Raw genomic sequence first — 24,295 nt, 5'->3', positions numbered from 1 at the left:
TTACAGTTACAAAGGCGGTACACAAAATGATGTGCACCGCCTTTGTATAATGAAATTATTATTCTTTTACTTCTATGCGATGAATATCTCCGACAATAAAGATGAAGGAAAAAACTCCTACAGCCGCTACGCATCCGATGAAAAGCATAGCCCCTACAAAGGATCCCGTAGCCTGGACTATAATGCCGATAGCAATGGGCGTTATAATGCCTGCCAGATTGCCGATAAAATTGAAAACTCCGCCGGCCAAGCCGACTGAATCGGCGGGTGCCATATCACCGACGGTACTCCAAACAATGGCCGCCATCCCTTGTCCGAAGAAAGCCAGAGTCATAATGGCAATGACCTCATGAAAGGAGTCTACGTAGTTTGCCGCCATAATGGTCATGGAACACAGGAGTCCGAAAATAACGGGAATCTTCCTGGCCTTTGATAAAGATGCCCCGCGTTGTAACATCCAATCGGACCAACGCCCTCCCAACAAGACGCCGCACAAGGCCCCTATGTAAGGAATGACCGCATAAATACCGGCCTTCAGCATAGGCATCTGTTTCGCCACAATAAGATACGTAGGAAACCAGGTTAAAAAGAAATACATGGTACTTGTATTGGCAAACTGCCCTATGTATACGCCGATGAGCTGACGATGTTTGAAAAGTTCCGTAATTTGACGACGCGTAATAGAGCGCGTGGCTCCCGCTTTTTCCGCTAACCCGCCACCTTCACGAATATAATCCAACTCCCCTTGATTGACATCGGTGCATTCGGCAGGATCTCGATATAAATAATGCCAACCCAAGCAAGCCATAATTCCGATGCCGCCGGTGAGATAGAAGATTTCCTGCCATCCGTAGTTTTCCAGAACCCAAAAAAGAACGGGTGTTAAAAAAGCAAGTCCGATAAATTCACCGGCCGTATAAATTGACGTGGCCGTCGCCCGCTCCTTATCGGGAAACCAAGCCGCTACCACACGACTGTTCGTGGGAAAGGCCGGAGCCTCGGCTGCTCCGATGGCGAGACGAATACCGAATAGTGACGCAAAGCTCTTGCCGAACCCCATAGCCACCGTAAAAGCGGACCATAAGAACAAAGAGACCGTGTAAGATACTCGCGACCCGAAGCATTCCAAAAGCCAGCCGCCGGGAATCTGCATCAACCCGTATGACCAGGCAAAGGCGGAAAAAAGAAGCCCCATTGTAGCCGCATCAAACCCCAAATCACTACTCATACTGGGTGCCGCTACAGCCATATTGGTGCGATCCAAATAGTTTATAGCTGTTAAAATAAACAGCAGAAAAAGCATAAACCATCGCTTCTTGGTTTTCTTTGCCGTAACGGCCTTATTTAACTCTTCACCCATAAAGGGCTTCCCCCCTAACTAAAATACTACCGATTTCATAAATACTGAACCCATTATATACATTGTTCCGATTTAGTACAATATTTTCAGATTCTTTTTTCCAACAGTTCCTTTACAAGACGCTCCAAATGTTCCAATACATGTTCAATACTCTCATCATTAGCCATACGATAGTCTGCCGATGAACGATAAGTATCAATGCGCTCTCTGTACAGGTCAAAGACTCTAGACGGTCCGTCTTTGAGTAAGGGACGGGTCGATACATCTACATCGGTAACAATATCCTCCGGGGCCCGGTCAAGGAAAATGATAATTCCGTTTTCCTTGTAAATATCAATATTTTCCCGCCTTTTAATAACGCCGCCGCCCGTGGCTATAACGACACCCTTTTTACTCCCCAAGGCACGGGCCGTACGGGTTTCCGCATCTCGAAAACAATCTTCACTGACGGCAAACAACTCTTTGATAGTTCGGCCTTCACTGGTTTCCAAATAGGTATCGGCGTCGTAAAAATCGCGCCCCAGAGCTTCTGCCAATGCGGTCCCGAATGTCGTCTTACCGCTTCCGGGCATACCGATAATAACAATATTATGATTTTCCATGATATAAAATCCTCCGTCTTTTTTACTATGCTGAGATTACGGAACGTCCCATATTTCGTTCCGAACGGATTTCCGCTTTCCTACGACCCGAGTAACCAGCATATACGGCTGTCTGACATGCCGGCATTGAGATTAATATGAACGGATGGAAGGTCATAATCTGTTCTCGGCGGCCCGGTAGGTTCCCAGGATGTTAAAGTATTTACATTGTCCCTCTAATTTTCCCAAAGCCTTTTTACACACCGCCGAGTCGAGGTCTCCCGTCACGTCAATATGAAACGAGTATTCAAAAGGTTTTCCCGGTATAGGTCGCGACTCTAAGTGAGTCATATTCATACCTGAATGATAAAAGTATCCCAAAGCCTTATACAGGGCTCCCGGTACGTGTTCCGTAATAATAACCAGGGTCATCTTGTCTCCCTGATGTGGTAAGACATCCTTGGATATGACGACGAAACGTGTATAATTCGTGGCTATATGACCCGGGAACCCCGAAACAAGCGATCTTTTCTCTCTTTTGTACACTCATCTTATAAGTCTCCCCGAGTCAGTAATATATCGAGAACGGTCCAAGCGGTAGCCGCTTCGATAACCGATACGGCCCGTTGGACGATACAAGGATCGTGCCGCCCTTTGATGATGAGAGTCGTGTCCTTTCCCGAATCCGTATCGACGGTCTGCTGTTCCTGTCCGATAGATGCCGTAGCTTTAATAACGGTCCGAAAAACAAGGGGCATACCGTTCGTAATACCGCCGTTAATGCCGCCGTTATGGTTGGTCCGTGTCTTGACCGTCCCGTCCTTATCATAATAAAAGGAATCATTACTTTCAGATCCCGTCATGGCAGCCAGGGCAAATCCGTCGCCGAATTCAATCCCCTTAACAGCCGGAACGGAGAACAGCATTTGTGCCAGCCGACTTTCAACGGAGTCAAAAAGCGGATCGCCGTACCCGGCCGGCATACCCGTCACAATGCCTTCAATAATACCGCCGACGGAATCCTGACGGCTCTTGGCTACGGCAACCGCTTCTTCCATCGCTTCGGTTCGGGTTTCATCCAAAAGAGGCAAGGTCATGTTCTTTAAAAAAAGAAGGAGACTTAACTCTTCATGTACGGGATTAAAAGGTCGATCCTGGACGTCATGAATCTGCAGAATATGAGAGCCCACGTAGATTCCCCGTCGCGCCAAAATTTGCGAAGCTACCGCTCCGGCAAAGACCAAGGGGGCCGTCAATCGACCTGAAAAGTGCCCGCCGCCGCGATAGTCATTGTACCCGTCATAGCGTACTTTGCCCGTGTAGTCGGCATGCCCCGGTCTCATGAGATGTCGTAACTCGTCATAATCCTCAGACCGGGTATTCGTGTTTTCTATCATAACGGCCAGCGGTGTTCCCGTCGTAGCATCATTAAAATAACCGCTCTGTACATCAAAGACATCGCCTTCTTTCCGCGATGTAGACAAGGTATTTTTTCCCGGAGCCCGTCGTGCCATTTCTTTTTTTACCTCATCCCAGTCAAGGTATTCCCCCGACGGCAATCCATCCAATACGGCTCCTATAGATTTACCGTGTGATTCGCCGTATACGGTCAATTTTAAATTATGCCCTATTGTATTCATCTTAAGTCTCCTCTACGGCTATGCCGCCCATATGTGCAAAGTCTTGCCAAAAAGAAGGATAGGACTTGCGTACGCACTCGGCCCCTTCAATAGTCAATTTACCGGTACATCTCTGTGAAGCCATGGCCAAGGCCATGGCAATGCGATGGTCATTCCACGCCTGTACGCGCCCGCCTGTCAGGGAAGAAACGCCTTCAATAATCAATCCGTCCCCGGTTTCTCGCACCTTTGCGCCTATGGAGTTCAACTCGTGAGTCATGGCGTGAATCCTGTCGCATTCCTTAAGCCGCACTCTCGCCCCGTTAACAATCCTCGTTATACCCTGACTGAAGGTTCCCAGAACAGCCAGAGCCGGCACCAAGTCCGGGCAGTCTTTCACGTCAATCGTCAGTCCCGTTGTCCGAGACGGTACGGCCCGTAACACACTGCCGCTTCGTTCAATGCGTCCGCGCATGGACTCGATGAAGGATACGACAGTTCTGTCGCCTTGAGTCGAATTATTGCTTAAGCCTTTTAATTCGACAGTATCGCCGATAATGCCGCCGACGAGCCAAAAGGCGGCTTGTGAAAAGTCTCCTTCTACCGGGTATTCACCGGTACGATAAGCTTGCCGACCGCGAATAAGATATAACCCGTCACGCTCTTTTTCTACATATATACCATGCCGTCGCAGGCAGTCTAAAGTAATGTTGATATAACTTTCCGACTCTACTACCGTCGTACTTTGCAATACCGAATCATCCGGCAAAAGGGGCAGCGCCATCAATAACCCCGTAAAAAACTGAGAACTAACATTTCCAGGAAGTTCGTAAATACCCCCTTTTAATCGTCCTTTTACAGTGAGCGGCAAGGAATCTTTCCCCTTTGTATAAGCAATTTTCTTGTTGTCGAAAATATTCAAAAATGGATCCAACGGCCGCTCGGGCAGGCGACCTCGTCCAGTATAGGTAATCTTCATTCCCGTCAACAAGCCGACGGGAATGAGAAAACGCACGGTCGAACCGGATTCGCCGCAATCTGCCCTAAGTGATCCTGTCTGCGGCCTTAATCCGCCCGTTACGGCAACGGTCAGGCGACCGTCTTCATGCGACACCGTTTCAACAGTCGCACCGAACGCTTGAAGAACTCGACACGTAGCTTCCAAATCTTCGGAAGGAGTTATATTTTTTACCAAGCTTTTGCCGTCTGCCAGTGCCGCACAAATCAACTCTCTGTGCCCTGCACTTTTAGATGACGGCACAGCTAAAATGCCGCTCAATTTTTTCGGTGTCAATACTAAATTCATGCCATGTGCCCCTTTTATGACGATTTGTACAGGTCGTACACCTGTTTACTTCGAAAAGTCCGCCTTTCTGCTTAAAAGCGTTCACCGGTCCCGGTCCGTAACAGATCCGATACGATTTATTATTCATGTTGACCTTTACGGTATTCACGAATCATTTCTCTTCTTCGTGTTCCCGCTTCTTTTAAAAATTCTTCCAGTCCTTCTTTGTCACCTTGTAAAAGGCTCTCTTCTACCTTATCCAGAGCTTCTTTAAAGCGATCTATTTCCTGTAACAGCGCTTTTTTATCGGCTAAGAGAAGGCGTGCCCATAGAGCGGCATTAATATCGGCAACACGAGTGGCATCCTTAAAGCTGCCGGCAATAAATCGGCCCATACGCCCGTCCATAGACGGACTGTTGACCAAGGCCGTCGCCAACACGTGGGGAAGACAACTCGTATAAGCAATTCTCCGGTCATGTTCTTTAGTCGTTACGACGGGGATGTGAGAACATCCCAGAGCCTTTGCCAGGCTTTCCACTATTTTTATGCCTTTACGGCTTGTACGCTTATTCGGTACGATAATATAGTTGGCACAATCAAAGATATCGGCCCTGGACATATCATATCCGCAGCCTTCCCGTCCGGCCATGGGATGGGCAGGTACGTAATCGACGCCATCAGGCAAAAGATTTTTCGCCGCTTCAACGGAGTTTCCCTTTATGCCTATAATATCTGTCAGCGTTTGTCCTTCTCTTAAATATACGGCGTTTTGTCGCAAAAAGGAAAGCATATTATCTCGTGACAGACACACAATAAGAAGATCCGCCTTTTTCAGTTCTTCGTTTCCTTCCGTATAGCCGGCATCGATAACCCCGTCTGCCAGGGCTTTGTTCAACGTCTCAGCCTCACAATCAAAAGCTGTAATCCGGCATTTCGTCCGTTCACGCAATCGTTTGGCAAAGGATCCTCCCATAAGCCCTAAGCCGATAACGGCAATATTCAAATTTTTTAAAAATTCTTTTGCTTCTTCTCTCATAGTAACTCCTATACGGTTTTCTCACCAAAAGGGCCTTTGGCATCAAGACTCCAAAGCCGAGCTTTCTACTCGGTCTGTAACTTTCCGACTGCAACCGTACCCGTATATATAAGAATCCTCACTGACAACATAATCGTAATTTCAGCTCTTTCCTTGTATCAAATAAAAAAGGCAGGCTCTCATGAGCCTGCCCGTTAGGTACCGATAACTATCGACTTTCAATTGTCCCGAATTTATACAATTTATTCATCGACGCGAACTTGTCTCATGTCATTTGTCGTACTGTTGAATTTTTTGTAGCAAAAATAGCCGGCGCTAAAATAGTAGCCCCAGCTAAAAAAGTTTGCTCCGTATTCAACTGTCCGTAACGATGTGGACAAGGTCTTCATTTGATATTACCTCTCATCAATTGAGTAATAATTGCTGATATTGTATCGTACACGAAGATATATGTCAATAGAGAATACTCATGTTATAATTCTTCCAAAGACGAAGAGATACTTTTTCACGCACCCACATCTTGAAGTCCTTTATCTTGAGTCTTGGGAAATATATTGCCGAATAGTACATGTATCTTTATACCCGTCAGCTAAGACAATGACTTGTAAATCCAAATCTTCCAAATCATCCAAAAGAGCCTCCGTCATACGATGCTGTACGGCATTATAGCCGCTGCAAAAGAGTACTCTGCGTGAAGCGGAAGTACGAAACAGACCGCGAGGATGCGTCAACAGCTTAGCCAACAGGGCAGGCGTAACAATAGCCCCCGTAGGACGATTCATAATCAAAGCCGCCTGTTCGGCGCCGGCTACCCGCTCATCGGTAATGGACGACCCGAGCATTTGCAGATTGACGACCCCAATAAGCGTATCGCAGTCCTGAGGAATAGGAGCTTCTTCAGGCAAGGGGGCCTTCAACCATTTATGATGAGCACCGTCTGCCTCAACGATCAAATACCATGCCGGATGTCTTACGCGCAACCATTCCAGAGTGTCCGCATCGATTCCCTTATAAATCCCCTCTTCACTTACGGACGAGAACCAAGCGGGTACCCGATGAGCGTTTATTTTTTCAATGCAAAAAGCTTCGCCCTCTTCACGATCGTTCGTACAAATAATATCCAGGTCCTCGATTTCCGCCAACCGCTCTCCGTCCGCCTCTGCCGTTGTGCTGACCGCAACGGGCAGATTCGCACCGTGTCCGTAGGCAACGAGCCGTTCCAATACGGTTGTTTTCCCTCCGGCTCCTACAATAGCCGTAATCCCCGGCTGCAACAATCGTAACCACCGCTTATCTTCCACAACCATACCTCCTTGAATCCGAAATACGAGAAACGATTCCGACCGTCTCATCAAAAGGGCCGATTATATCATTTCCGCAAATCCCCAACGTGTCGTTCAAGACCCGCGTTGGGTCGTTTTAAATCAATTAAAAATGTACCGCCGTTATAGCGAAGTATCCGTTCCGTCAGTTCGTCAGGTCCTACAGAGCCGTACAGTTCCGCCTCTTCGGCATATACGGGAAAAGGCATAAACAGCTGTATACGATGACCGTCAGCCGTAGGAACGGTTCCCAGCTCGCCGTCGAACTGAATCATAAGCGCCCCGGAAAAAGTTCCCTGTGTCGATGTGTACTCACAGTCTCTGGCCAAGGGTAAATAAAAACCGTAGGAAAACCACATGCCGTACATATGGGGAAAGGCGCCCAACTCGGCAAGAAGACGGACCGGCCAAGGACGTATCCCGCCAACAGTACGCATCTCTTCTTTAGCGGGTATCATTAAATACAATTCGGCTAAAGAAGATTCCTCACCGCCGCTGCCCGGATATGAGGCCATAGACATGCGACTCATTCCTGATGTATACAAAAAGTAAAACGGCTCCTCTTCCGTCGGTTCCAATACGGTCACATCGACAAAGGAGCGGCTTTCAGGCAGAGATTCATATACGGTCATACGCCGATGCGTAAATAGAGTTTCAAAATGATTTCGTATGTCGGCCCCGTAATTTTGCATTTCTTTACCGACCGCCCCGGCTCTTGAAAGGAAGGCCGTTACATCGCTTTTCATCGTACATCCTCCTGTTGTTTTACTAATTATACCACAGTGTGCCTTTCATTGCCGCACGTAAAAATGCCTTGCCCGATAGGGCAAGGCATTTAACAGTTAAGCTTCTACGGACTCTTCCGGCACATCTTCTTCTCCGGAATGTAAGCCACGACGCTTGTCTGTGCGGCTCTTCCAAACGACCCATAAAGAGGTATCGACACAAATAGAGGAATAAGCCCCGCTGATAAAGCCGATTAACATGACGAGCGAAAAGTTCTTCGTCGATTCGCCGCCGAAGAAATGCAAGGATCCGCAGGCCAACAATACGGTTGTCAGCGTATAAATACTCCGGTGAATACTCTGAGCAATACTGTCCTCGGCCAGGCATTCGTACGTATCCGTTCGCCTATGCGTCCGAATATTTTCACGAACGCGGTCAAAGATAACAACAGCTTCATTCATGGAGTAGCCGACGACCGTCAAAATAGCCGCCAGGAAGGATGCGTCGATTTCCAATCGAAAGAAGGAAAAGACGCCCAATACCATGATCAAGTCATGCAGAATCGATACGATGGCCGAAACGGCAATCTTATATTCAAAGCGGAAGGATATATACGCCGCCAAAGCAATAAAGGCGACAGCCAGGCTGGTCACGGCATTTTTCGTAACTTCCGCCCCGATGACGGCACCGACCGATTCGGTGCGCTTTACTTCCGAATTTCCCAACTGAGCGCTGAACTTATCTGCCAAGGCCTTTGTTTCATCGCTCGACAAGTTGCGCATACGGATCATAACGTCCTGCGACGAATCACCTTCCGTTACACCGGTGAGCTGAATGACACTGTTGTCCAGATTCATACCCGACGTATCCAGTACTTGGCGAACTTCGGAGACTGTAACGGCTTTGCCGAAACGCAAGTCCAGAATCGTACCGCCCGTATAGTCGATACCGAAGTTGAAGCCGTTCATAACAATGGACACGATGCTGGCAACGACCAAGAGGGTCGACAGGGTGAACCACCATTTACGATGTTTTACAATACTGAATTTCATGCCTGTCCCCCCTTTGTATCCTCTTTATCCAACTTGCGATTCAACCCGTAGAACCACGGCGACTTAATCAGTTCCGTATTAATGAACCAGGTTAATAGAGACCGGCTGACAACAATGGCCGTAAACATGCTGACGACAATACCGAGAGCCAAGTTGACGGCAAAACCCTTAACCGTACCGGCACCCATGGTAATCAATACGATGGCGGCAATCATGACGGATACGTTCGCGTCCAAAATAGTGCTGAACGCACGCTTAAAGCCGGCATGCATGGACGTACGCAAACTCTTGCCGACAAGGACTTCTTCTTTAAATCGTTCAAATATAAGGATATTCGCATCAACGGCAAAACCCATGGAAAGGATAATGCCGGCAATCCCCGGGAGCGTCAGTGTCGCATCCAAATACTTTAAAATAGCCAAAAGAATGAGCACATAGACCAATAAGGCTACGTTGGCCACAACACCGGACATGCGATAAACGACGACCAAAAAGAGCATAATCAAAAGAATGCCGATGGCAAAGGCCCGTTCACTCTTATCCTTAGAATCTTGTCCCAAGCTCGGCCCGATGGTACGAACTTCGAGAACCTTCAACTGTACGGGAAGGGCACCTGAACGCAGGAGAATAGCCAGGTTTTTCGCTTCTTCCAACGAGTTGTTCCCCGTAATTACGGCCTTACCGCCCGTAATGGCTTCGTTTACGACAGGCGCCGTAAGTACGTCGCCGTCCAAAGTAATGGAAATCTTGTGTCCTACATTGGCTGCCGTCAAGTCGGCAAACTTCTTAGCCCCTTCGTCCGTAAACTCAATGGCAACGACATTTTTGCCGCTGTTATCCTTCTGTTCCTTGGCATTTTTCAAGTCGTTACCGGTCATACGAGTCGTACCCGATTCATCTTTAAACTCCATAACGGCCGTCTTACCGATGGTTTCAATGGCCTTTTCCGGGTTCTTTTCACCGGGCAATTCGACAATAATCCGTCGCGACCCTTCTTTTTGTACAATCGGTTCAGTCAACCCCATTTCATTAATACGCCGTTCAACGATAGTCACAGCCCGATTTACGGAATCATCCGTAACAGGCGCATCCGGCGTGTCCTGGGCTTCCAGCACGATATGAGTCCCGCCTTGCAGATCCAAGCCTTGCTTAATCGACTCGGCAAGCGGACGAATGCAGGTAACGAAGACGCCGATAATAATAATGACGGCGCCGAAAAATTTAAGCATATTTTTTTGACGCAACAAAGCTCCCCCTCTCCGGTTTTTTACGATACATGAATAATTTCTTTTTCCGTCACAATACGGCACACGGTCTGATCATGAGCTTCCGTCGGAACGTGTTCCACTATTTGTGCGGCAAAGGCCACGGCCACTACCTGAGACGCCCGGGCATCGGCAATAAATCGGTCGTAAAACCCGGCTCCCCGTCCCAAGCGGCAGCCATTTTTATCAAAGGCAAGACCGGATATGATAAGTAGGTCCGGTACGTCGGCAGTACAGGTCGGAGCTCCCTCGAGTGCCGTACGAATGCCGTAGCGGTCAAAAACCGTCTGTCCTAAATCGTAAAGACGTACGCCTTCCATATTCCCCTTGTCCAGACATCTCGGTACGTAGACTTCCTTATCATCCGCCAACGCTTTTTCAATAAATGAGTCCAAGTCGACCTCACCGGGCATACTCAAAAAAGCCATAATACGCCGTGCCTTATGGTAATCAGGTAACTGTCCCAACGTTTTACAAATAACGGAGCTGCCTGCCGCCGTTTCAGCGACAGGCAGATTGTGTAAAAGTTCGTTCATTTGTTTCCGAAGACATTTCTTTTCTTCCGTAACGAGCAACCTTCTACTCTCCTTCTTTTTTGCCGAGAACCTGACTGATGGACTGCCGGGTAATTTTGACTTCCGTCTTTTCGGCAATACGCAACATAGCATAGTCTTCATGCAATTCAACAATCGTCCCGTAGATGCCGCCGATCGTAATAACCTTGGCACCCGTTTTCATGCTGTTAAGCATTTCCTGACGTCGTTTTTGCTGCTTTTTTTGCGGCCGCCATAACATGAAATAAAAAATGACTACCATCAAAATAATGGGGGCAAAAGACTGCATCTGTTCCATAAATTCCACGTATATCACCTCCGAAAATATTGTTTATTCGCAACGGACATTACGCATCTTTATATCGGTCGAAAAATTCCTTTCGGAATCGGCGAAATGTACCGTCAAAAATCGACTGCCTCATGCGACGCATGAAGTCAAGTAAAAAGTAAAGATTATGAATGCTTACCAAACGATAAGCCAGTAATTCTTCCGCCTTGAAGAGATGCCTGATATAGGCACGTGTATAATTACGACATGTATAGCAACCACAACCTTCTTCAATGGGCGAAAAGTCACGAGCATATTTGGCGTTACGCACATTGACACGCCCTTCTGCCGTCATAGCCATTCCGTTACGAGCCACACGAGTAGGAAAGACGCAGTCAAACATATCAACGCCGCGAGCTACGCCTTCGACGAGGCAATCGGGCGTACCGACTCCCATCAAATAACGAGCTTTATCTTGCGGTAAATACGGAGTCGTACCTTCTAATATATCATACATGATATCCTTCGATTCGCCAACACTGAGTCCGCCGATTCCGTAGCCGTCAAAATCCATGGCAACCAAATCTTCGCAGCTTTTTTTCCGTAAATCCTTATACATGCCTCCCTGTACAATACCGAACAAGCCCTGTGTAGGACTGTGATGATGATCAAGACATCGCTTGGCCCAACGGCTTGTTCGTTCAGTGGAAAGACGGGTGTATTCATAATCGGAGGGATAGGGAATGCATTCATCAAAGGCCATGGCAATATCCGAGTCTAGGGCCATTTGGATATCCATGGATACTTCAGGCGACAAAAATTTCTTTGATCCGTCTATATGGGAACGGAAGGTCACACCGTCTTCCGTAATCTTTCGCATCTTCCCGAGACTAAAGACCTGAAAACCGCCGCTATCGGTAAGAACCGCATTCTTCCAATTCATAAAGCGATGAATCCCGCCGGCCTCATGAACCAAATCTTCTCCGGGCCGTAAAAACAAGTGATAAGTATTGCTCAGAATGACTTGAGCTCCCATGTCATACAGTTCTTCAGGGGTCAGCGTCTTAACCGTGGCCTGCGTACCGACGGGCATAAACATAGGAGTCTGATAAGTTCCGTGCGGAGTACGTAACAAACCGGCTCTGGCCCCGTCACATTCAGCCTGTAATTCGAATTCTATAACCATGCGTACCTCCTAGTGTATAAACATGGCATCGCCGAAGCTGAAAAAGCGATACTTTTCACGAACTGCCGTTTCATAAGCTTTTAAAATATGTTCTCTGTCGGACAGGGCACTGATAAGCATAAGTAACGTCGATTCGGGCAAATGAAAGTTCGTCACGAGAGCATCGACAATCCGGAAAGTATATCCGGGATAAATGAAAATATTCGTCTTTCCCGCACCGGCTTTCAGTCGTCCCTTTTCGGCCGCACTTTCCAAGGTCCGTACCGAGGTCGTGCCGACGGCGACAATACGACGTCCTTCTTCCTTAGCCCGATTAACGGCTGCCGCCGCTTCGGGTGTAATACTGTAGTATTCACTATGCATCACATGGTCTTCAATATTTTCTTCTTCGACAGGACGGAAGGTGCCGAGTCCTACATGTAAGGTGACAAAGACCGTTTCTACTCCTTTGTCCCTGATTTTTTCCAACAGTTCATCCGTAAAGTGAAGCCCCGCCGTAGGAGCGGCAGCAGACCCTTTTTCTCGAGCATAAACAGTTTGGTAGTCGTCAGGATTTTCGGGTTTTTTATGAATATACGGCGGCAAAGGCATTTCGCCGATTTCTTCAATAATATGGTCGAAAACACCGTCATAAGTAAAGTGAATAACCCGCCCGCCGTAATCGGTACGATCTTCTACAACCCCCGTCAACCTTTCTCCGAAAGATAAGGTGGATCCGGGCAGGGCTTTCTTACCCGGTTTTACCAATACTTCCCAACGGTCCTCTCCTACAGGCGTCAGCAAGAGGACTTCTACCTTACCGCCCGTAGGCACACGCGTACCGTGCAGGCGTGCGGGAATGACCTTTGAATCGTTAAAAACCAGTACATCTCCCTGATGCAATTCGTCTGTCAATTGCCGAAATATCTTATTTTCCGTTTCACCTGTTTTCTTGTCATAAAGCATGAGACGTGCCGTATCTCTGGGTTCAGCCGGATGCTGTGCTATCAATTCCTGAGGCAATTCATAGGAAAAGTCGGACAGTTTCAAAATCAATCTACTCCTTAATATAACTTCGATAAACTTGTACCGCTGTAATAGTGGGCGAGTATTTTTCTGTAAAAAGTCGGATCCGAGCCGTGTTCTTTAGCCATTTGATAGGCCCCGTACTGGCTCATACCCAGACCGTGCCCCCAACCAAAGCCGTAAATGACGAGAGGTGTCTTTTCTTTCACTATAAAGACATTATTTCGCAAAACCTTGCCCGTATCCGGATCGGGCGGATTGCCGTTCCCCTGATAAAAATCGAAGAGCGTACTTTTTAATCCCAGTATCCCTTGAAAGGCATTTCCCGTAATTTTTGTCTGTCCCGCCGTTCCCGTAACGGTAAAAGACAAAACACGTCCCGATATACCGCGGTCGGCAGCACTCATAGGTCGTTTGGACAAAGGGGAGAGTAAGACAGACTTAATCTGTCCAACTCCCTTTCCCGCAGCCGCCAAATCGGCAGCCAAGCGTTCAGGTGTAATCGTGACGGACCACCGATATTCGGGCATCTTATCAGCTTTGTCCGATACGCCTCTCAAGTAAGGAATCTTATTGCCCCACACATTTTCACTGTGCTCCGTCCAGCCACCCGCATTGGCACTGAAAAAAGCATCAATCGGTTTGCCGCCGTATGTCAGAATTTCTCCGCGCGTTGCCTTAACGGCTCTCAGTACGGACGGCGCTTCAGCATTTACGCCGCCGTACGTCTGACTGTTCGTATCATCGGTCATATCGAAGCCTCGATTGCGAAAATACCCCTTATGGGAAACGGCATAGGTACGAGCCGCCACGGCCTGCGCTTTCAGGGCTTCATCGCTCCAAGACGGAGACATTTCCTTCCCCACTACACCGTACAGATATTTTTCAACAGGCACGACGTTAACTACCGTCAACCCCCACCTCTGAGGCGATTTAATTACTTCCAAGTCACCCCGATACGAATAACCGTTGCTGATTTTCAGAGCGCCTTTGGCATCTAAAGACCGCAGAAGAACGCGCTGTCCCAAGGCTGCCCCGTCAACAGTCAGCCCTTTATCACTATATGTAACGGTTACGTTCTTACCGGCAGCGTATTTTTTCCAAAGACTGCCGTTACGATAGACACCGACACCGAAAGGACCGGCTACGGACACGGATCCCTGCCCCTCCCGAATACCGATGCGCACTATATCGTTATCCGCAGCCCCGGCAGGAAAAGCGGTTAACCATATAAAAGCTGCCGTCATGACCGCAAGAACCGAACGTTTATATGAAATCATGTTTTTTCCTCCTGCATTCCGTGACAAGACTTAAAACAACTTGCCTTGCTCATCCGCCTGCGGTACCGCCAGGCCCAAGTGACGGTAAGCCGCAGCGGTAGCTACGCGTCCGCGCGGCGTTCTGTTTAGAAATCCCAATTGCATTAAAAAGGGTTCATACACGTCTTCTACCGCATCAACCGACTCACTGATCGCCGCCGCAATAGTATCAAGGCCGACGGGACCGCCGTCAAATTTTTCAATAATAGCCGTTAAGACTCGACGGTCCGTGCGATCCAAACCGCAAGCATCCACTTCCAACCGATTCAGAGCTTCGGATGCAATGTTTTTTGTTATGGCCGGCGCATCGGCTACTTGAGCAAAATCGCGAACGCGCTTTAGCAGCCTGTTGGCAATACGCGGTGTCCCGCGCGAACGGCCGGCTATTTCCAAGGCCCCATCACGTTCAATACGCATATCGAGAATGTCGGCGGTCCGCTCAATAATAAGAACCAACTCTTCAGGCTTATAGAATTCCAGACGACTGATAACCCCGAATCGATCGCGCAAAGGCGAGGCCAATCTGCCGACTTGCGTTGTCGCCCCTATTAAAGTAAAAGGCGGTAAATCAATACGCACGGAGCGAGCACTGGGTCCCTTGCCGATAACGATATCCAGAGCATAGTCTTCCATGGCTGCATATAAAACTTCTTCTACACTGTGCGAAAGACGGTGAATTTCATCGATAAACAAAACATCCCGTTCCTGTAAATTCGTCAATAATGCCGCCAAATCTCCGGCTCGCTCAATAGCCGGTCCCGACGTAATGCGAAAACCGACGCCCGCTTCGTTAGCAATAATCCCTGCCAACGTCGTTTTACCCAGGCCGGGCGGTCCGTACAAAAGAACATGGTCCAAGGCTTCCTTGCGCATTTTTGCCGCTGCGATGAAGACTTCCAGATTTCTCTTGGCCTTTTCCTGGCCTATATATTCTTTTAAATAATGGGGTCGCAGGCTGTACTGCCATGAGTCGCCGGGTAAATCACCCATTTCAACAATACGCGTTTCTTCCATAATTTATCTCCCTGTTCCCAAGGCACGCAAACACGCTTTTAATAACGATTCTACCGAATCATGCTCCTTTGCTTCCCGAGCTATGATCGGCTCAATTTCCCGTTCCGAATATCCAAGACCGGCAAGGGCTGCCGTTACTTCCGCTCCTATTCCCTCTATAGGCGAAGGTTCGGGCGTTTTTTCACTTTCACCGCTACTTACGGGTGTGCCCACCTTATCTTGCAATTCCAAGACAATACGTTCCGCCGTTTTCTTGCCGATACCCGGCATTTTCGTCAACAAACCGATGTCCTTATTGGCCACGGCGGCTCTGAATGAATCCGTCCCGGTAGCACTCAAAATGCCGTTGGCTACCTTAGGTCCCACGCCGTTAACGCCGATGAGAAGCATAAAAAGATCGTATTCATCTTGCGTCAGAAAACCGTATAAGACAATGGCATCTTCCCGCACATTCATGTATGTATACAAGAGACTCTCTTCGCCAACGTTCAAGTGTGCAAGAGTAGAAACCGGTGCATATACGCGATAACCTACTCCGTGCACGTCAATAAAAACGGATGAAGCGAATATACACTCAACCGTACCCTTAACATATCCGATCATAGCTGTACCTTTCTATTCAAACGTTGCGAATGACTGGAATAGACGGCGTATATAGCCATTGCCAAGCCGTCAGCCGCATCGTCGGGCTTAATCTTTTCCCGAATGCCGAGAAGGCGCATGGTCATATCGATAACCTGCTCTTTCGTTGCTCTGCCGTATCCCGTAACTCCCTGTTTTACTTGTAACGGGTTGAACTCAAGAAGAGGAATTCCCGCTTGTTTCGCCGTCAGCAAAATAATGCCTCGTGCCTGTCCGACCGTAATAGCCGTCGTCACGTTACGGTTAAAAAAGAGCTGCTCAACACCGATTATATCAGGCTTATATTTCTCATATAACTCATGTAAGCCTTCATATATTGTCACAAGGCGATCCGCATCGCTTCTGTCCGGCGTAGTCTGAATGGTCCCGTATGTAACCGGCCGTAACCGACTGCCGTCAGAGTCGACGACGCCGAAACCGCAAATAGCCGTACCCGGATCAATACCCATGGCTCTCATACAAAAATCCTCCTCTACATAACTTATTTATTATACCACAGAAGAACAAGGAGTGCCTATGAAATACCCCCATAAAGTCTTGTATTAACGGACCTTATGAGAGTATAAAAAGGTCTGTATATTATGAATATTCATTCGTTTTTTATAATTGAGTAAAGAGCTCTAAAATTCATTGTAACAGGAGGCTTTTACTATGAAAGAACGTCAGATATTTATCATTGAAGGAGATGCCAAAACGGCAGCCTACATACGGCAGGAATTAGCTACGGAGCACTATGACTGCACGACCGATACATTGGGACTTTCAGCCTTAAACAAACTGGCGGGAAACCGGTTTGATTTAATCGTTCTGGACATTCGGCTTCTCGATATTAGCGGTCTGCTCTTGTGTAAGGAAATTCGTAAAATTTCTGCCGTTCCCGTCTTGATTATATCCGATTGTGACGACATTACGACTAAAGTAAAGGCCTTCGAATACGGAGCAAATGATTATTTGACCAAGCCCTTTAATTGCCGTGAACTGTCCGCCCGCATTCATGCCCTTCTACATTCGGGAAAAGCCGTGTGCAACAATTTTCGGCGCACTTTAACTTTGAAAGATTTGCTCGTCGATTTAGATGCACACGAAGTATACATAAAAGAACGGCGCATCAGTCTGACGAAAAAAGAGTTCTCACTCTTAACCTTTTTAATTCATAATAAAAATATCGTTCTTTCCCGTCACAGCATTTTAGAACACGTCTGGGGATATGACTTCTTCGGAACGACAAATGTAGTCGATGTATACATACGCTACTTGCGTTCCAAACTTTGCACAGACCGTCACGAATCTTACATTACAACGGTTCGTGGCGTCGGTTATATCGTTCGCGAGTAACATTTCGGTTCAGCGCCTTCAAAAAAATAATGTTGAAGATCTCATCAACAGACGGACCTTCAACATTATGGTAAACACCGTTTATCTGTATAAATCGTTCTGATATTTTGTAATAGCTTCGGACACGGACCGATCCAGTAACGGAGAATAGAAGTCGACCTTGGGACGATGTTTCCTGTTCGCCGCCGTAACGGGTCTTCGTTCAGTCGAGGTCTCCGCAACCGGTTTCTTACTCGTACCGGCCGTAACCGCATCTTCATTGCGGATAATACCTGTGCCGATTTCTTTTTCCAATAAATTTAACAACTCCTGCGACAGCGGATGCTTTGTCATGACGATGATTTGTTCATTTTCATAGTCGGGTAATACGCCGGAAAACTCATCGGTACCGACTGTGGCCACAATCAAAGCCGCCGCCTTACGCATAAGGTAAGCGTAGTCACTTCTGGACATAGATACTTTTTTGATCTCTACCTTCGGCCCGTCAGCCAAATCATGTTTAAGACGACGTTCCAACGACATAGACGGCCGGCCCGTCAGTCCGACAACAAAGGTATCGCCTTGGCGATACAAGACTCCGTCTTCATAAAAAGTAAGCATCGATCCGTATTCATCATTCAAGGTCTTCATAACCTTTTGCTGAGCCGCTACATAGTCCGTATACATACCGCCCGGACCGATTAGCGCATATACACTGCGGACCGCTTCCAAGCGACTCACCGTATCGCTACCCGCCGTTTGTTCCGGCACGGCCTGTTGCAAGGTATCCTGACGCATATAAGTGATATACGCCTTAATAACAGCTTCGTATTCCGTGCGTGTCAAAGCCGCCTCTGCACTTCCTTTTTGCATAATCTTGTTCTGAGCCAAGACGGCTAAGGCGTCTTCTTCCGTCTTCATTTCTGTCGGATGCAATGACGGCGTCAAACGATAGAGCATATCTGCGAACTCTTGCCGACTTACGGGCTGCAAGGGATGAAATTCCGTTCCCTGTGCAAACGTAAGACCCTGTATGTCGTATACATAATCAACAGCTGCCTTATCCGTTTTGTCGGATATATCCGTATACGGTGAAACGGCTACTGCCGTCACAACCGAAGTTAAGAAGAAGACTCCGCACAATGCGGCCAACCGTTTAGAGTTTATCATTTCGTTCCTCCGCCTGCCCCCGTTTATACGATGCGTGTACGCACTTTTGCACCGAAGGCTTTTTCAAGAGCTTTTTTTGTTTCCTTAGACACGCTGGGCACCTTCAACACTACCTGTTCGTTCAAATAATCGACAGCGGCGGTACCTTCAGCCTTTTCTGTCTTTTCATACAGCTTCAAAGCGTCTTCCTGAATTTTCTTATATTCATTAAAGCTGTATTTATTATTGACTACAACGACACTACTTTCCGCAATGCGGCTGTCAGCTTTAAAGGAGTCTTCCAATTTATTGCGATTAGCCGCTGTCTTTGCCGTCACATACAAGGTGTTTCCGTTCCAATACAAGTTACCGTCATCGGCAAACTTTTTAACGGACCCGTACACTTTGGTAATATCGGACAAGACAACCTTCTGTAATTCGGCTCCCTGATTCTTGGATACTACCGGTTCCGCCTGAAGGCGATACAATACATTTACCGCTTCACCGCGAGTAATGTTCTTATTCGGTAAAAACAGACCGTCCGATCCTTTCATGACCCCCAGTGCATTCAACATATCGACAGCTTTCTTTGCCCACGGAGCAATGTCTTTAGCATCTTTATATTCCACAGCCGAAGTTTCTGCCGGTGCCCCCTTATAGTTCAAGTAGTTATAGGCAATAACGGCAAATTCCTGACGGGTTACATCTTTTTCAGGCTTAAAGGAGTCGTCCCCGTACCCCTTCATAATCTGCTTATCTACCATAGAAGCAACCGCTTTTTCGGACCAGCGTCCCTTAACATCTTTAAAATCAACGGTGGCCGTCGTTTCGCCGCCGATCATCTTGTCTATAATCGAGGCTACCCCTTCACGGGTAATGTCGTCATTAGGGTGAAATTTTCCGTCGATACCACTGATATACTGGCGACTGTAAAACGACTCGACAGCCGTTTTACCCCAATAGTCATTAATATCCGTTAATCCTTTGGATGTCGTCGTTTCAGCTGCAAAAGCAGCTCCGCTTAAGGTAACTGCACACAAGGCTGCTACCGCTATATTTCGATAATTCATATTCAACGCTCCCATCTGTAATAAGAAAAACGTAGTTATCTTATTTATTTTAGCATAGGCAGACTGTAAGAACAACGACAGGCTCTAATATATACGGAAATTATGCTGTATTTCTTCCTCCGTTTCTCCCTTATCCAAGGATAGCTGCAAGAGGATTTTCGCCTGTTGCGGCATGAGTGAGTCACCGCAAATAAAGCCTTGCCCGCCTCCTTCGGAAACAATGCCGCCGAGAACTCTCGATGTGCGCACGATTTTCACACCTGTAGATGCCGCTTCTTTTAATACGCTTTCAATGTAGTTCGGATTCTTACCGTGTCCCAAACCGACCAAAATAATTCCCGACAAATCTTGTATAAGAGCTCTGACCGTTTTTTCCGTCATCCCTACGTGACAATAAATAATCGCTACGTGAGGCAAGGTCTCAGCAGGAATATCAAACTTAGATTGGAATGTATGGCAGCGTAAAGGAGCCTGATAAAAATAAGGTATGCCGTTTTGCACAAAGCCGACGACACCCATCTGTCTTCCGTGAAAAGCCTGAACATGAGTCGTATCCGTCTTATATCCGAAACGTGCGCTGCAAATCGTACCGTTCATGACAATGAGTACCCCGTACTGACCGGCTCCAGGTGTAGCCGCTACCTGCACGGCTTCCCACAGGTTTAACGGTCCGTCGGCACTGAGTGCCGTGGCGGGGCGCATGGCCCCCGTTATAATAACGGGCTTATGCGTATGAACCGTAAGATTTAAAAAGTAGGCAGTTTCTTCCAGCGTGTCCGTACCGTGTGTGATGACGATACCGTCTACATCATCACGTGCTGCAATACCTTCAACGGTTTTAGCCAGTTTTACCCATAGAGCTTCTGTCATATCGGAACTATCCAGATTGCACAGCTGCTCGCCATGCACTCGTGCTACTTTATCCAATTCGGGAACGGCAGACAACAGTTCGTTTATATGCACGGCCCCTGCCGTATAGCCTGTCAGATTCGATGCCGAATCGGCACGGCCGGCTATGGTGCCGCCGCAAGCGATAATATACACATTTTTCATATTCATACTCCTTTCCGCACTTACGATAAAGTATACAAAAGGGACGTTCTCTTGTCCATAATACCCGGCATTGACTTAACCGACTTTGTATAGTAAAATTTACAGATGTAATTCTATATTATTTTATTCTAATGAGGTGATGTAACTAATGGCAACGAGGAGAGAAGCACGTTTTAAACAGTGCCGCCGTTTCGGTGTAAACGTTTACGGCCATCCTAAGGCATTAAAACGTGTGAAGAAAGATCAAAGACAGAAAAAAATGTCTGAATACGGCACACAATTATTGGAAAAACAGAAGTTACGAGCATACTACAACTTGCTCGAACGTCAGTTTGTCCGCTATTACGATAAAGCGAAGAAGCAGGAAGGCGTTACGGGCGAAAATATGCTCAAATTGCTGGAATGCCGTTTGGATAACCTTGTATATCGCATAGGCTTCGCAAACTCCATCCGTCAGGCTCGCCAGATGGTAAACCACGGACACATTCTTGTCGACGGTAAACGTGTTGACATTCCTTCGGCTCAGGTCAAGGTGGGCAGCACGATTACATTAAAAGAAGGTTCGCGTAACAACGAAATGTATAAGAAGTCCTTCCAGGAAGTTAAGACCTTTGATCTTCCGTACATTGAAAAGAACTTCGACGCTTTCGAAGGCACATTGACTCGCATGCCCGAACGCAGTGAATTACCTTTAGAAATCAACGAAACACTTATCGTCGAATTGTACTCGAAATAAGCGACGGTATACACGAAAAGCAGGAAATCTTACGATTTCCTGCTTTTTTTATATCTACCCGGTAACAGTAAAATAAATAACACCGTTACGCCACGAAACCTTAATATCCCCTTTCATGGCCTCTACAAATTCCGCCGCCATGGCCAGGCCGATCCCGAACCCGGACTTACTGCTGTTATGTGACTCGTCGCCACGATAAAAACGCTCAAAGAATCGACTATAGTCTTGACCCTTACCTTCTTTATAATCATTGGCTACAGTAAGCGTAAACTTATTACGTCTTCTGCGCTTTCCTTTCAGGCTGACAAGCACCGTTCCGCCGTCATCACAATACTTGACGGCATTGTCGACAAGTATATTGGTCAATTCATGAAAAGCGTGTCTATCTGTCACCAACTTCACATGTTCTTCAATATCGGCCCGCACAGTCTTTCCTTGTTCTTTGGCTACCGTTTTAAACGACTCCGCAACGGCACCTACCGTTTCCGTTAAATCAATCTCACTTTTTCTGGACTCGTCTCGACCGTATTCTTCAATGCGCGACATGGTTACCAGTGCATTAATCAGCTCGGTCTGGCGCCTGACTTGCTTCAAAATACTGTCTGTCCACTGACTCTTCCCGTTAATCAACTCAATAGCTTCCGCATTGGCCGAAATAATGGCGATAGGCGTCTTCAACTCGTGACCCGCATTGGTAATAAAGCGCTTTTGATTCTCCATATTGGCTTCAAAAGGTTGAATAATCCACTTGGATAAGACCGCTATTAACACGGCATAAGCAATGATACATGCCAAACCCAAAACGCATGAATAGCGCCACAAGGAATGAAGAGCCGCAAATTCGCGAGTACAATCCATAATAACGATGAAATGATTATCTTCGCCGTCAACAGTGATTAAGTATGCATACACGGCCCCGCTCTTTTCAAAAACACCTTCATCCTGTCCCGTTGAAACGGAAGTTTGAGCATACTGGACGGCTTCTTCCTTTGTAAAAGACGCCGTATTCTTCATATTTATATCTTTGACATTCCCGTCTTTATCGGCCAAAACGGTTAAGTAACGAGTCTGATAAGAAAATTCATCCCTATTATTCTCCCTTTCATTCCCGCCGAACCAACCGCTTTCAGTCGGCGCCGCCTTCTTGGGTAACATACCGCCGTGAGCCGTAATATACTGTAAATCACTATTTATATCGCTCATAGTGCGCTTATAATTGGTAGCGTTTACTGTTACCAGAACAATACAGACAAGCAGTACGACGGCAGCCGAAGCAATAAGAATAAAATTACGCCGTAAGCGACGAATCATGTTCATAAGTTACTCCTTCACAGTCAAACGAAAAGTTCCGCCTTCCTCGCCCGTAATCTCTACCTGAGCTTGTACGGAATCAAGCTTTTGCCTTAGATACGATATATATACCCAGACAATACTCGTCGTTTCTTCCTCGGCATCGTTCCATACATGCGTAAATACGGTCTCCGTCGTAAGTTCTTTTTCCGGGTTTAAAAGGAAGTAACGCAATAACTTTCCTTCTTTTGACGATAAACGAATGGTATTCTCCCCCTTCACTTCTTGAGTTTCCGTATTAAACTCCAAGTTTGCGAAGGTCAGTAGATGGGGTGTAAAAGTCTCCCCGTTACGCCTCGTAACAGAACGAATACGAGCCAATAATTCTTTTACGGCAAAAGGCTTGGTTAAATAATCATCTGCCCCCGCGTCAAGTCCCGTAATGCGGTCATCCACCTCAGACTTGGCGGTTAACATAATCACCGGCGTTACATCTCCTTTTTCTCTGATTTCCGAAAGAGCCGTAATTCCGTCTTTTCCGGGCATCATAATATCAAATACCATACAATCGTAACTGTTTCTTTCCGCTGCCTCAACAGCCTGTACGCCGTCGGATACGATATCCGTCTCATAACCCGACGCATTTAAAATAGTGGCTACGGCTGTAGATAATTCCTTTTCATCTTCAGCTAATAATAATCTCATATGTACTCCCTATTCATGTCTGATTAAGTTTCGAATCGTCTGCATCGTCAAATCACATGAAGCCAATTCATCGGCACACCGCTTTAATTCACGGCTGATCATTTCCGGATCTGATATTTGTTTCTTATATTTCAATTGATGCTCCAAACTGGCCCATGAATCCATGGCAATCGTGCGTAGCTGTATTTCCGCATAATAGGTGCCGGAAATATAGGCACCGTCACCTTGATCAGGCAAGGTAATCTCCAGGATAAGGTGATAGCTCCGGTACCCGTTAGGCTTTACGTCTTTGATATAATCCTTTTCTTCCTTAATTCGACAAAAAGGTATTCGCCATAAAGCACGAACCGTCTCATACACATCGTCAACAAAACGGCAGACAACCCGAATGCCGATAGCATCGTGTATTGACTGTAAAACCGCCTGAGGCGACGGTTCTATGCCCTTACGCTCACACTTTTCACGCATACTGTCTTCAGACTTAATACGCGTAATCAGATGTTCAAAGGCAGCCTCTCCCGTTTCTTCTCTCGTCGTATCGGCATATAATTCAATCTGCTTAATCAAATAATCTTGTATATATTTCAGCGTAGGATAATACTCCCCGTATATAGACAATGAACTTCCCCCCTGATGAATGCGATCAGCCAAGAAAATCGTGGCTACTCCTCACTACTAATTATTATACCATAGCCTAACGATACTTTTTCATACATACAAAGAGGGCGTACGCAATAGCGTAC

At 47.0% G+C, this 24,295-nt stretch carries 26 protein-coding genes; 2 read left to right on the top strand and 24 right to left on the bottom strand.

Annotation, left to right across the window (positions count from 1 at the left end):
• Window positions 1–58 precede the first annotated feature (58 nt).
• The 18 genes from HMPREF9429_RS00130 to ruvC form a co-directional block, all read right to left on the bottom strand.
• The gene (locus tag HMPREF9429_RS00130; protein WP_006940708.1) at window positions 59–1,360 is read right to left on the bottom strand and encodes an MFS transporter; all 1,302 of its coding nucleotides are present in this window, start codon (window positions 1,358–1,360) and stop codon (window positions 59–61) included.
• An 86-nt stretch (window positions 1,361–1,446) separates the two neighbouring features.
• A complete protein-coding gene (locus HMPREF9429_RS00125) occupies window positions 1,447–1,962 on the bottom strand; it encodes a shikimate kinase (RefSeq protein WP_006940707.1) in 516 nt (171 codons plus the stop codon).
• A gap of 153 nt (window positions 1,963–2,115) precedes the next feature.
• The gene (locus HMPREF9429_RS00120) at window positions 2,116–2,373 is read right to left on the bottom strand and encodes an ACT domain-containing protein (RefSeq protein ID WP_050777746.1); all 258 of its coding nucleotides are present in this window, start codon (window positions 2,371–2,373) and stop codon (window positions 2,116–2,118) included.
• Window positions 2,374–2,492: 119 nt separating this feature from the next.
• Window positions 2,493–3,581 carry a chorismate synthase gene (gene aroC, locus HMPREF9429_RS00115; protein WP_006940705.1) on the bottom strand — a complete coding sequence of 363 codons (1,089 nt, stop codon included), beginning with the start codon at window positions 3,579–3,581 and terminating at the stop codon, window positions 2,493–2,495.
• Window position 3,582: 1 nt separating this feature from the next.
• Entirely contained in the window at window positions 3,583–4,866 is a 1,284-nt protein-coding gene (gene aroA, locus HMPREF9429_RS00110; RefSeq protein ID WP_006940704.1) for a 3-phosphoshikimate 1-carboxyvinyltransferase, read from the bottom strand.
• A 119-nt stretch (window positions 4,867–4,985) separates the two neighbouring features.
• Entirely contained in the window at window positions 4,986–5,882 is an 897-nt protein-coding gene (locus tag HMPREF9429_RS00105; protein WP_006940703.1) for a prephenate dehydrogenase, read from the bottom strand.
• Window positions 5,883–6,412: 530 nt separating this feature from the next.
• Window positions 6,413–7,189, bottom strand: coding sequence for a selenium cofactor biosynthesis protein YqeC (gene yqeC / locus HMPREF9429_RS00100; RefSeq protein ID WP_040773003.1), 777 nt, complete (start codon window positions 7,187–7,189; stop codon window positions 6,413–6,415).
• Window positions 7,190–7,251: 62 nt separating this feature from the next.
• Window positions 7,252–7,950 (bottom strand): suppressor of fused domain protein, encoded by a 699-nt coding sequence (locus HMPREF9429_RS00095; RefSeq protein WP_006940700.1) that lies wholly within the window; start codon window positions 7,948–7,950, stop codon window positions 7,252–7,254.
• A 96-nt stretch (window positions 7,951–8,046) separates the two neighbouring features.
• Complete coding sequence (gene secF, locus HMPREF9429_RS00090; protein WP_006940699.1) at window positions 8,047–8,982, bottom strand: protein translocase subunit SecF; 936 nt, start codon at window positions 8,980–8,982, stop codon at window positions 8,047–8,049.
• Entirely contained in the window at window positions 8,979–10,211 is a 1,233-nt protein-coding gene (secD, locus tag HMPREF9429_RS00085) for a protein translocase subunit SecD (RefSeq protein WP_006940698.1), read from the bottom strand. The genes secF and secD overlap by 4 nt, the downstream gene beginning before the upstream one ends.
• Before the next feature lie 38 nt (window positions 10,212–10,249).
• Entirely contained in the window at window positions 10,250–10,822 is a 573-nt protein-coding gene (locus tag HMPREF9429_RS00080) for a 5-formyltetrahydrofolate cyclo-ligase (protein WP_232216626.1), read from the bottom strand.
• A 4-nt stretch (window positions 10,823–10,826) separates the two neighbouring features.
• Entirely contained in the window at window positions 10,827–11,099 is a 273-nt protein-coding gene (gene yajC / locus HMPREF9429_RS00075; RefSeq protein WP_006940696.1) for a preprotein translocase subunit YajC, read from the bottom strand.
• A gap of 49 nt (window positions 11,100–11,148) precedes the next feature.
• The gene (gene tgt / locus HMPREF9429_RS00070; RefSeq protein ID WP_006940692.1) at window positions 11,149–12,255 is read right to left on the bottom strand and encodes a tRNA guanosine(34) transglycosylase Tgt; all 1,107 of its coding nucleotides are present in this window, start codon (window positions 12,253–12,255) and stop codon (window positions 11,149–11,151) included.
• Window positions 12,256–12,264: 9 nt separating this feature from the next.
• Complete coding sequence (gene queA, locus HMPREF9429_RS00065) at window positions 12,265–13,284, bottom strand: tRNA preQ1(34) S-adenosylmethionine ribosyltransferase-isomerase QueA (protein WP_040773001.1); 1,020 nt, start codon at window positions 13,282–13,284, stop codon at window positions 12,265–12,267.
• 14 nt (window positions 13,285–13,298) lie between these two features.
• The gene (locus tag HMPREF9429_RS00060) at window positions 13,299–14,540 is read right to left on the bottom strand and encodes a SpoIID/LytB domain-containing protein (protein ID WP_006940687.1); all 1,242 of its coding nucleotides are present in this window, start codon (window positions 14,538–14,540) and stop codon (window positions 13,299–13,301) included.
• Between the two features lie 30 nt (window positions 14,541–14,570).
• Entirely contained in the window at window positions 14,571–15,593 is a 1,023-nt protein-coding gene (gene ruvB, locus HMPREF9429_RS00055; protein ID WP_006940685.1) for a Holliday junction branch migration DNA helicase RuvB, read from the bottom strand.
• A 3-nt stretch (window positions 15,594–15,596) separates the two neighbouring features.
• Entirely contained in the window at window positions 15,597–16,196 is a 600-nt protein-coding gene (ruvA, locus tag HMPREF9429_RS00050; protein ID WP_006940684.1) for a Holliday junction branch migration protein RuvA, read from the bottom strand.
• On the bottom strand, window positions 16,193–16,693 hold the full coding sequence (ruvC, locus tag HMPREF9429_RS00045; protein WP_006940683.1) for a crossover junction endodeoxyribonuclease RuvC: 501 nt from the start codon (window positions 16,691–16,693) through the stop codon (window positions 16,193–16,195). The genes ruvA and ruvC overlap by 4 nt, the downstream gene beginning before the upstream one ends.
• A gap of 193 nt (window positions 16,694–16,886) precedes the next feature.
• On the opposite strand from ruvC, the gene HMPREF9429_RS00040 reads away from it, so the two are divergent.
• Entirely contained in the window at window positions 16,887–17,570 is a 684-nt protein-coding gene (locus HMPREF9429_RS00040) for a response regulator transcription factor (RefSeq protein WP_006940682.1), read from the top strand.
• An 81-nt stretch (window positions 17,571–17,651) separates the two neighbouring features.
• On the opposite strand, the gene HMPREF9429_RS00035 is transcribed toward HMPREF9429_RS00040, so the two are convergent.
• The 3 genes from HMPREF9429_RS00035 to HMPREF9429_RS00025 form a co-directional block, all read right to left on the bottom strand.
• Window positions 17,652–18,719, bottom strand: coding sequence for a hypothetical protein (locus HMPREF9429_RS00035; RefSeq protein WP_006940678.1), 1,068 nt, complete (start codon window positions 18,717–18,719; stop codon window positions 17,652–17,654).
• A 23-nt stretch (window positions 18,720–18,742) separates the two neighbouring features.
• Window positions 18,743–19,768 (bottom strand): S-layer homology domain-containing protein, encoded by a 1,026-nt coding sequence (locus HMPREF9429_RS00030; RefSeq protein ID WP_040772997.1) that lies wholly within the window; start codon window positions 19,766–19,768, stop codon window positions 18,743–18,745.
• An 84-nt stretch (window positions 19,769–19,852) separates the two neighbouring features.
• Window positions 19,853–20,848 carry an asparaginase gene (locus HMPREF9429_RS00025; protein WP_269479161.1) on the bottom strand — a complete coding sequence of 332 codons (996 nt, stop codon included), beginning with the start codon at window positions 20,846–20,848 and terminating at the stop codon, window positions 19,853–19,855.
• Between the two features lie 121 nt (window positions 20,849–20,969).
• Between HMPREF9429_RS00025 and rpsD the strand changes: the two genes are divergently transcribed.
• Window positions 20,970–21,557: a 30S ribosomal protein S4 gene (gene rpsD, locus HMPREF9429_RS00020; protein ID WP_006940675.1), complete on the top strand. Its 588-nt coding sequence runs from the start codon at window positions 20,970–20,972 to the stop codon at window positions 21,555–21,557.
• Window positions 21,558–21,611: 54 nt separating this feature from the next.
• Here the strand turns inward: rpsD and HMPREF9429_RS00015 are convergent, their stop codons facing one another.
• The 3 genes from HMPREF9429_RS00015 to HMPREF9429_RS00005 are packed head-to-tail and all read right to left on the bottom strand — an operon-like array spanning window position 21,612 to window position 24,170.
• Window positions 21,612–22,874, bottom strand: a complete 1,263-nt coding sequence (locus HMPREF9429_RS00015; RefSeq protein WP_006940673.1) for a sensor histidine kinase — start codon at window positions 22,872–22,874, stop codon at window positions 21,612–21,614.
• Window positions 22,875–22,877: 3 nt separating this feature from the next.
• On the bottom strand, window positions 22,878–23,552 hold the full coding sequence (locus HMPREF9429_RS00010) for a response regulator transcription factor (protein WP_006940672.1): 675 nt from the start codon (window positions 23,550–23,552) through the stop codon (window positions 22,878–22,880).
• Between the two features lie 9 nt (window positions 23,553–23,561).
• Window positions 23,562–24,170, bottom strand: coding sequence for a GTP pyrophosphokinase (locus HMPREF9429_RS00005; RefSeq protein ID WP_040772988.1), 609 nt, complete (start codon window positions 24,168–24,170; stop codon window positions 23,562–23,564).
• Window positions 24,171–24,295: the final 125 nt, after the last annotated feature.

The sequence above is a fragment of the Megasphaera micronuciformis F0359 genome, from assembly GCF_000165735.1.
GTDB lineage: Bacteria > Bacillota > Negativicutes > Veillonellales > Megasphaeraceae > Megasphaera > Megasphaera micronuciformis.
Note: the sequence above shows the minus strand (reverse complement) of the source record. Positions and strands in the feature narration are given on the sequence as shown.

Coding starts and splice junctions, on each gene's coding strand:
- HMPREF9429_RS00130 (WP_006940708.1), bottom strand. CDS start 1,360: ATGGGTGAAGAGTTAAATAAGGCCGTTACGGCAAAGAAAACCAAGAAG.
- HMPREF9429_RS00125 (WP_006940707.1), bottom strand. CDS start 1,962: ATGGAAAATCATAATATTGTTATTATCGGTATGCCCGGAAGCGGTAAG.
- HMPREF9429_RS00120 (WP_050777746.1), bottom strand. CDS start 2,373: ATGACCCTGGTTATTATTACGGAACACGTACCGGGAGCCCTGTATAAG.
- aroC (WP_006940705.1), bottom strand. CDS start 3,581: ATGAATACAATAGGGCATAATTTAAAATTGACCGTATACGGCGAATCA.
- aroA (WP_006940704.1), bottom strand. CDS start 4,866: ATGAATTTAGTATTGACACCGAAAAAATTGAGCGGCATTTTAGCTGTG.
- HMPREF9429_RS00105 (WP_006940703.1), bottom strand. CDS start 5,882: ATGAGAGAAGAAGCAAAAGAATTTTTAAAAAATTTGAATATTGCCGTT.
- yqeC (WP_040773003.1), bottom strand. CDS start 7,189: ATGGTTGTGGAAGATAAGCGGTGGTTACGATTGTTGCAGCCGGGGATT.
- HMPREF9429_RS00095 (WP_006940700.1), bottom strand. CDS start 7,950: ATGAAAAGCGATGTAACGGCCTTCCTTTCAAGAGCCGGGGCGGTCGGT.
- secF (WP_006940699.1), bottom strand. CDS start 8,982: ATGAAATTCAGTATTGTAAAACATCGTAAATGGTGGTTCACCCTGTCG.
- secD (WP_006940698.1), bottom strand. CDS start 10,211: ATGCTTAAATTTTTCGGCGCCGTCATTATTATTATCGGCGTCTTCGTT.
- yajC (WP_006940696.1), bottom strand. CDS start 11,099: ATGGAACAGATGCAGTCTTTTGCCCCCATTATTTTGATGGTAGTCATT.
- tgt (WP_006940692.1), bottom strand. CDS start 12,255: ATGGTTATAGAATTCGAATTACAGGCTGAATGTGACGGGGCCAGAGCC.
- HMPREF9429_RS00060 (WP_006940687.1), bottom strand. CDS start 14,540: ATGATTTCATATAAACGTTCGGTTCTTGCGGTCATGACGGCAGCTTTT.
- ruvB (WP_006940685.1), bottom strand. CDS start 15,593: ATGGAAGAAACGCGTATTGTTGAAATGGGTGATTTACCCGGCGACTCA.
- ruvA (WP_006940684.1), bottom strand. CDS start 16,196: ATGATCGGATATGTTAAGGGTACGGTTGAGTGTATATTCGCTTCATCC.
- ruvC (WP_006940683.1), bottom strand. CDS start 16,693: ATGAGAGCCATGGGTATTGATCCGGGTACGGCTATTTGCGGTTTCGGC.
- HMPREF9429_RS00040 (WP_006940682.1), top strand. CDS start 16,887: ATGAAAGAACGTCAGATATTTATCATTGAAGGAGATGCCAAAACGGCA.
- HMPREF9429_RS00035 (WP_006940678.1), bottom strand. CDS start 18,719: ATGATAAACTCTAAACGGTTGGCCGCATTGTGCGGAGTCTTCTTCTTA.
- HMPREF9429_RS00030 (WP_040772997.1), bottom strand. CDS start 19,768: ATGAATTATCGAAATATAGCGGTAGCAGCCTTGTGTGCAGTTACCTTA.
- rpsD (WP_006940675.1), top strand. CDS start 20,970: ATGGCAACGAGGAGAGAAGCACGTTTTAAACAGTGCCGCCGTTTCGGT.
- HMPREF9429_RS00015 (WP_006940673.1), bottom strand. CDS start 22,874: ATGAACATGATTCGTCGCTTACGGCGTAATTTTATTCTTATTGCTTCG.
- HMPREF9429_RS00010 (WP_006940672.1), bottom strand. CDS start 23,552: ATGAGATTATTATTAGCTGAAGATGAAAAGGAATTATCTACAGCCGTA.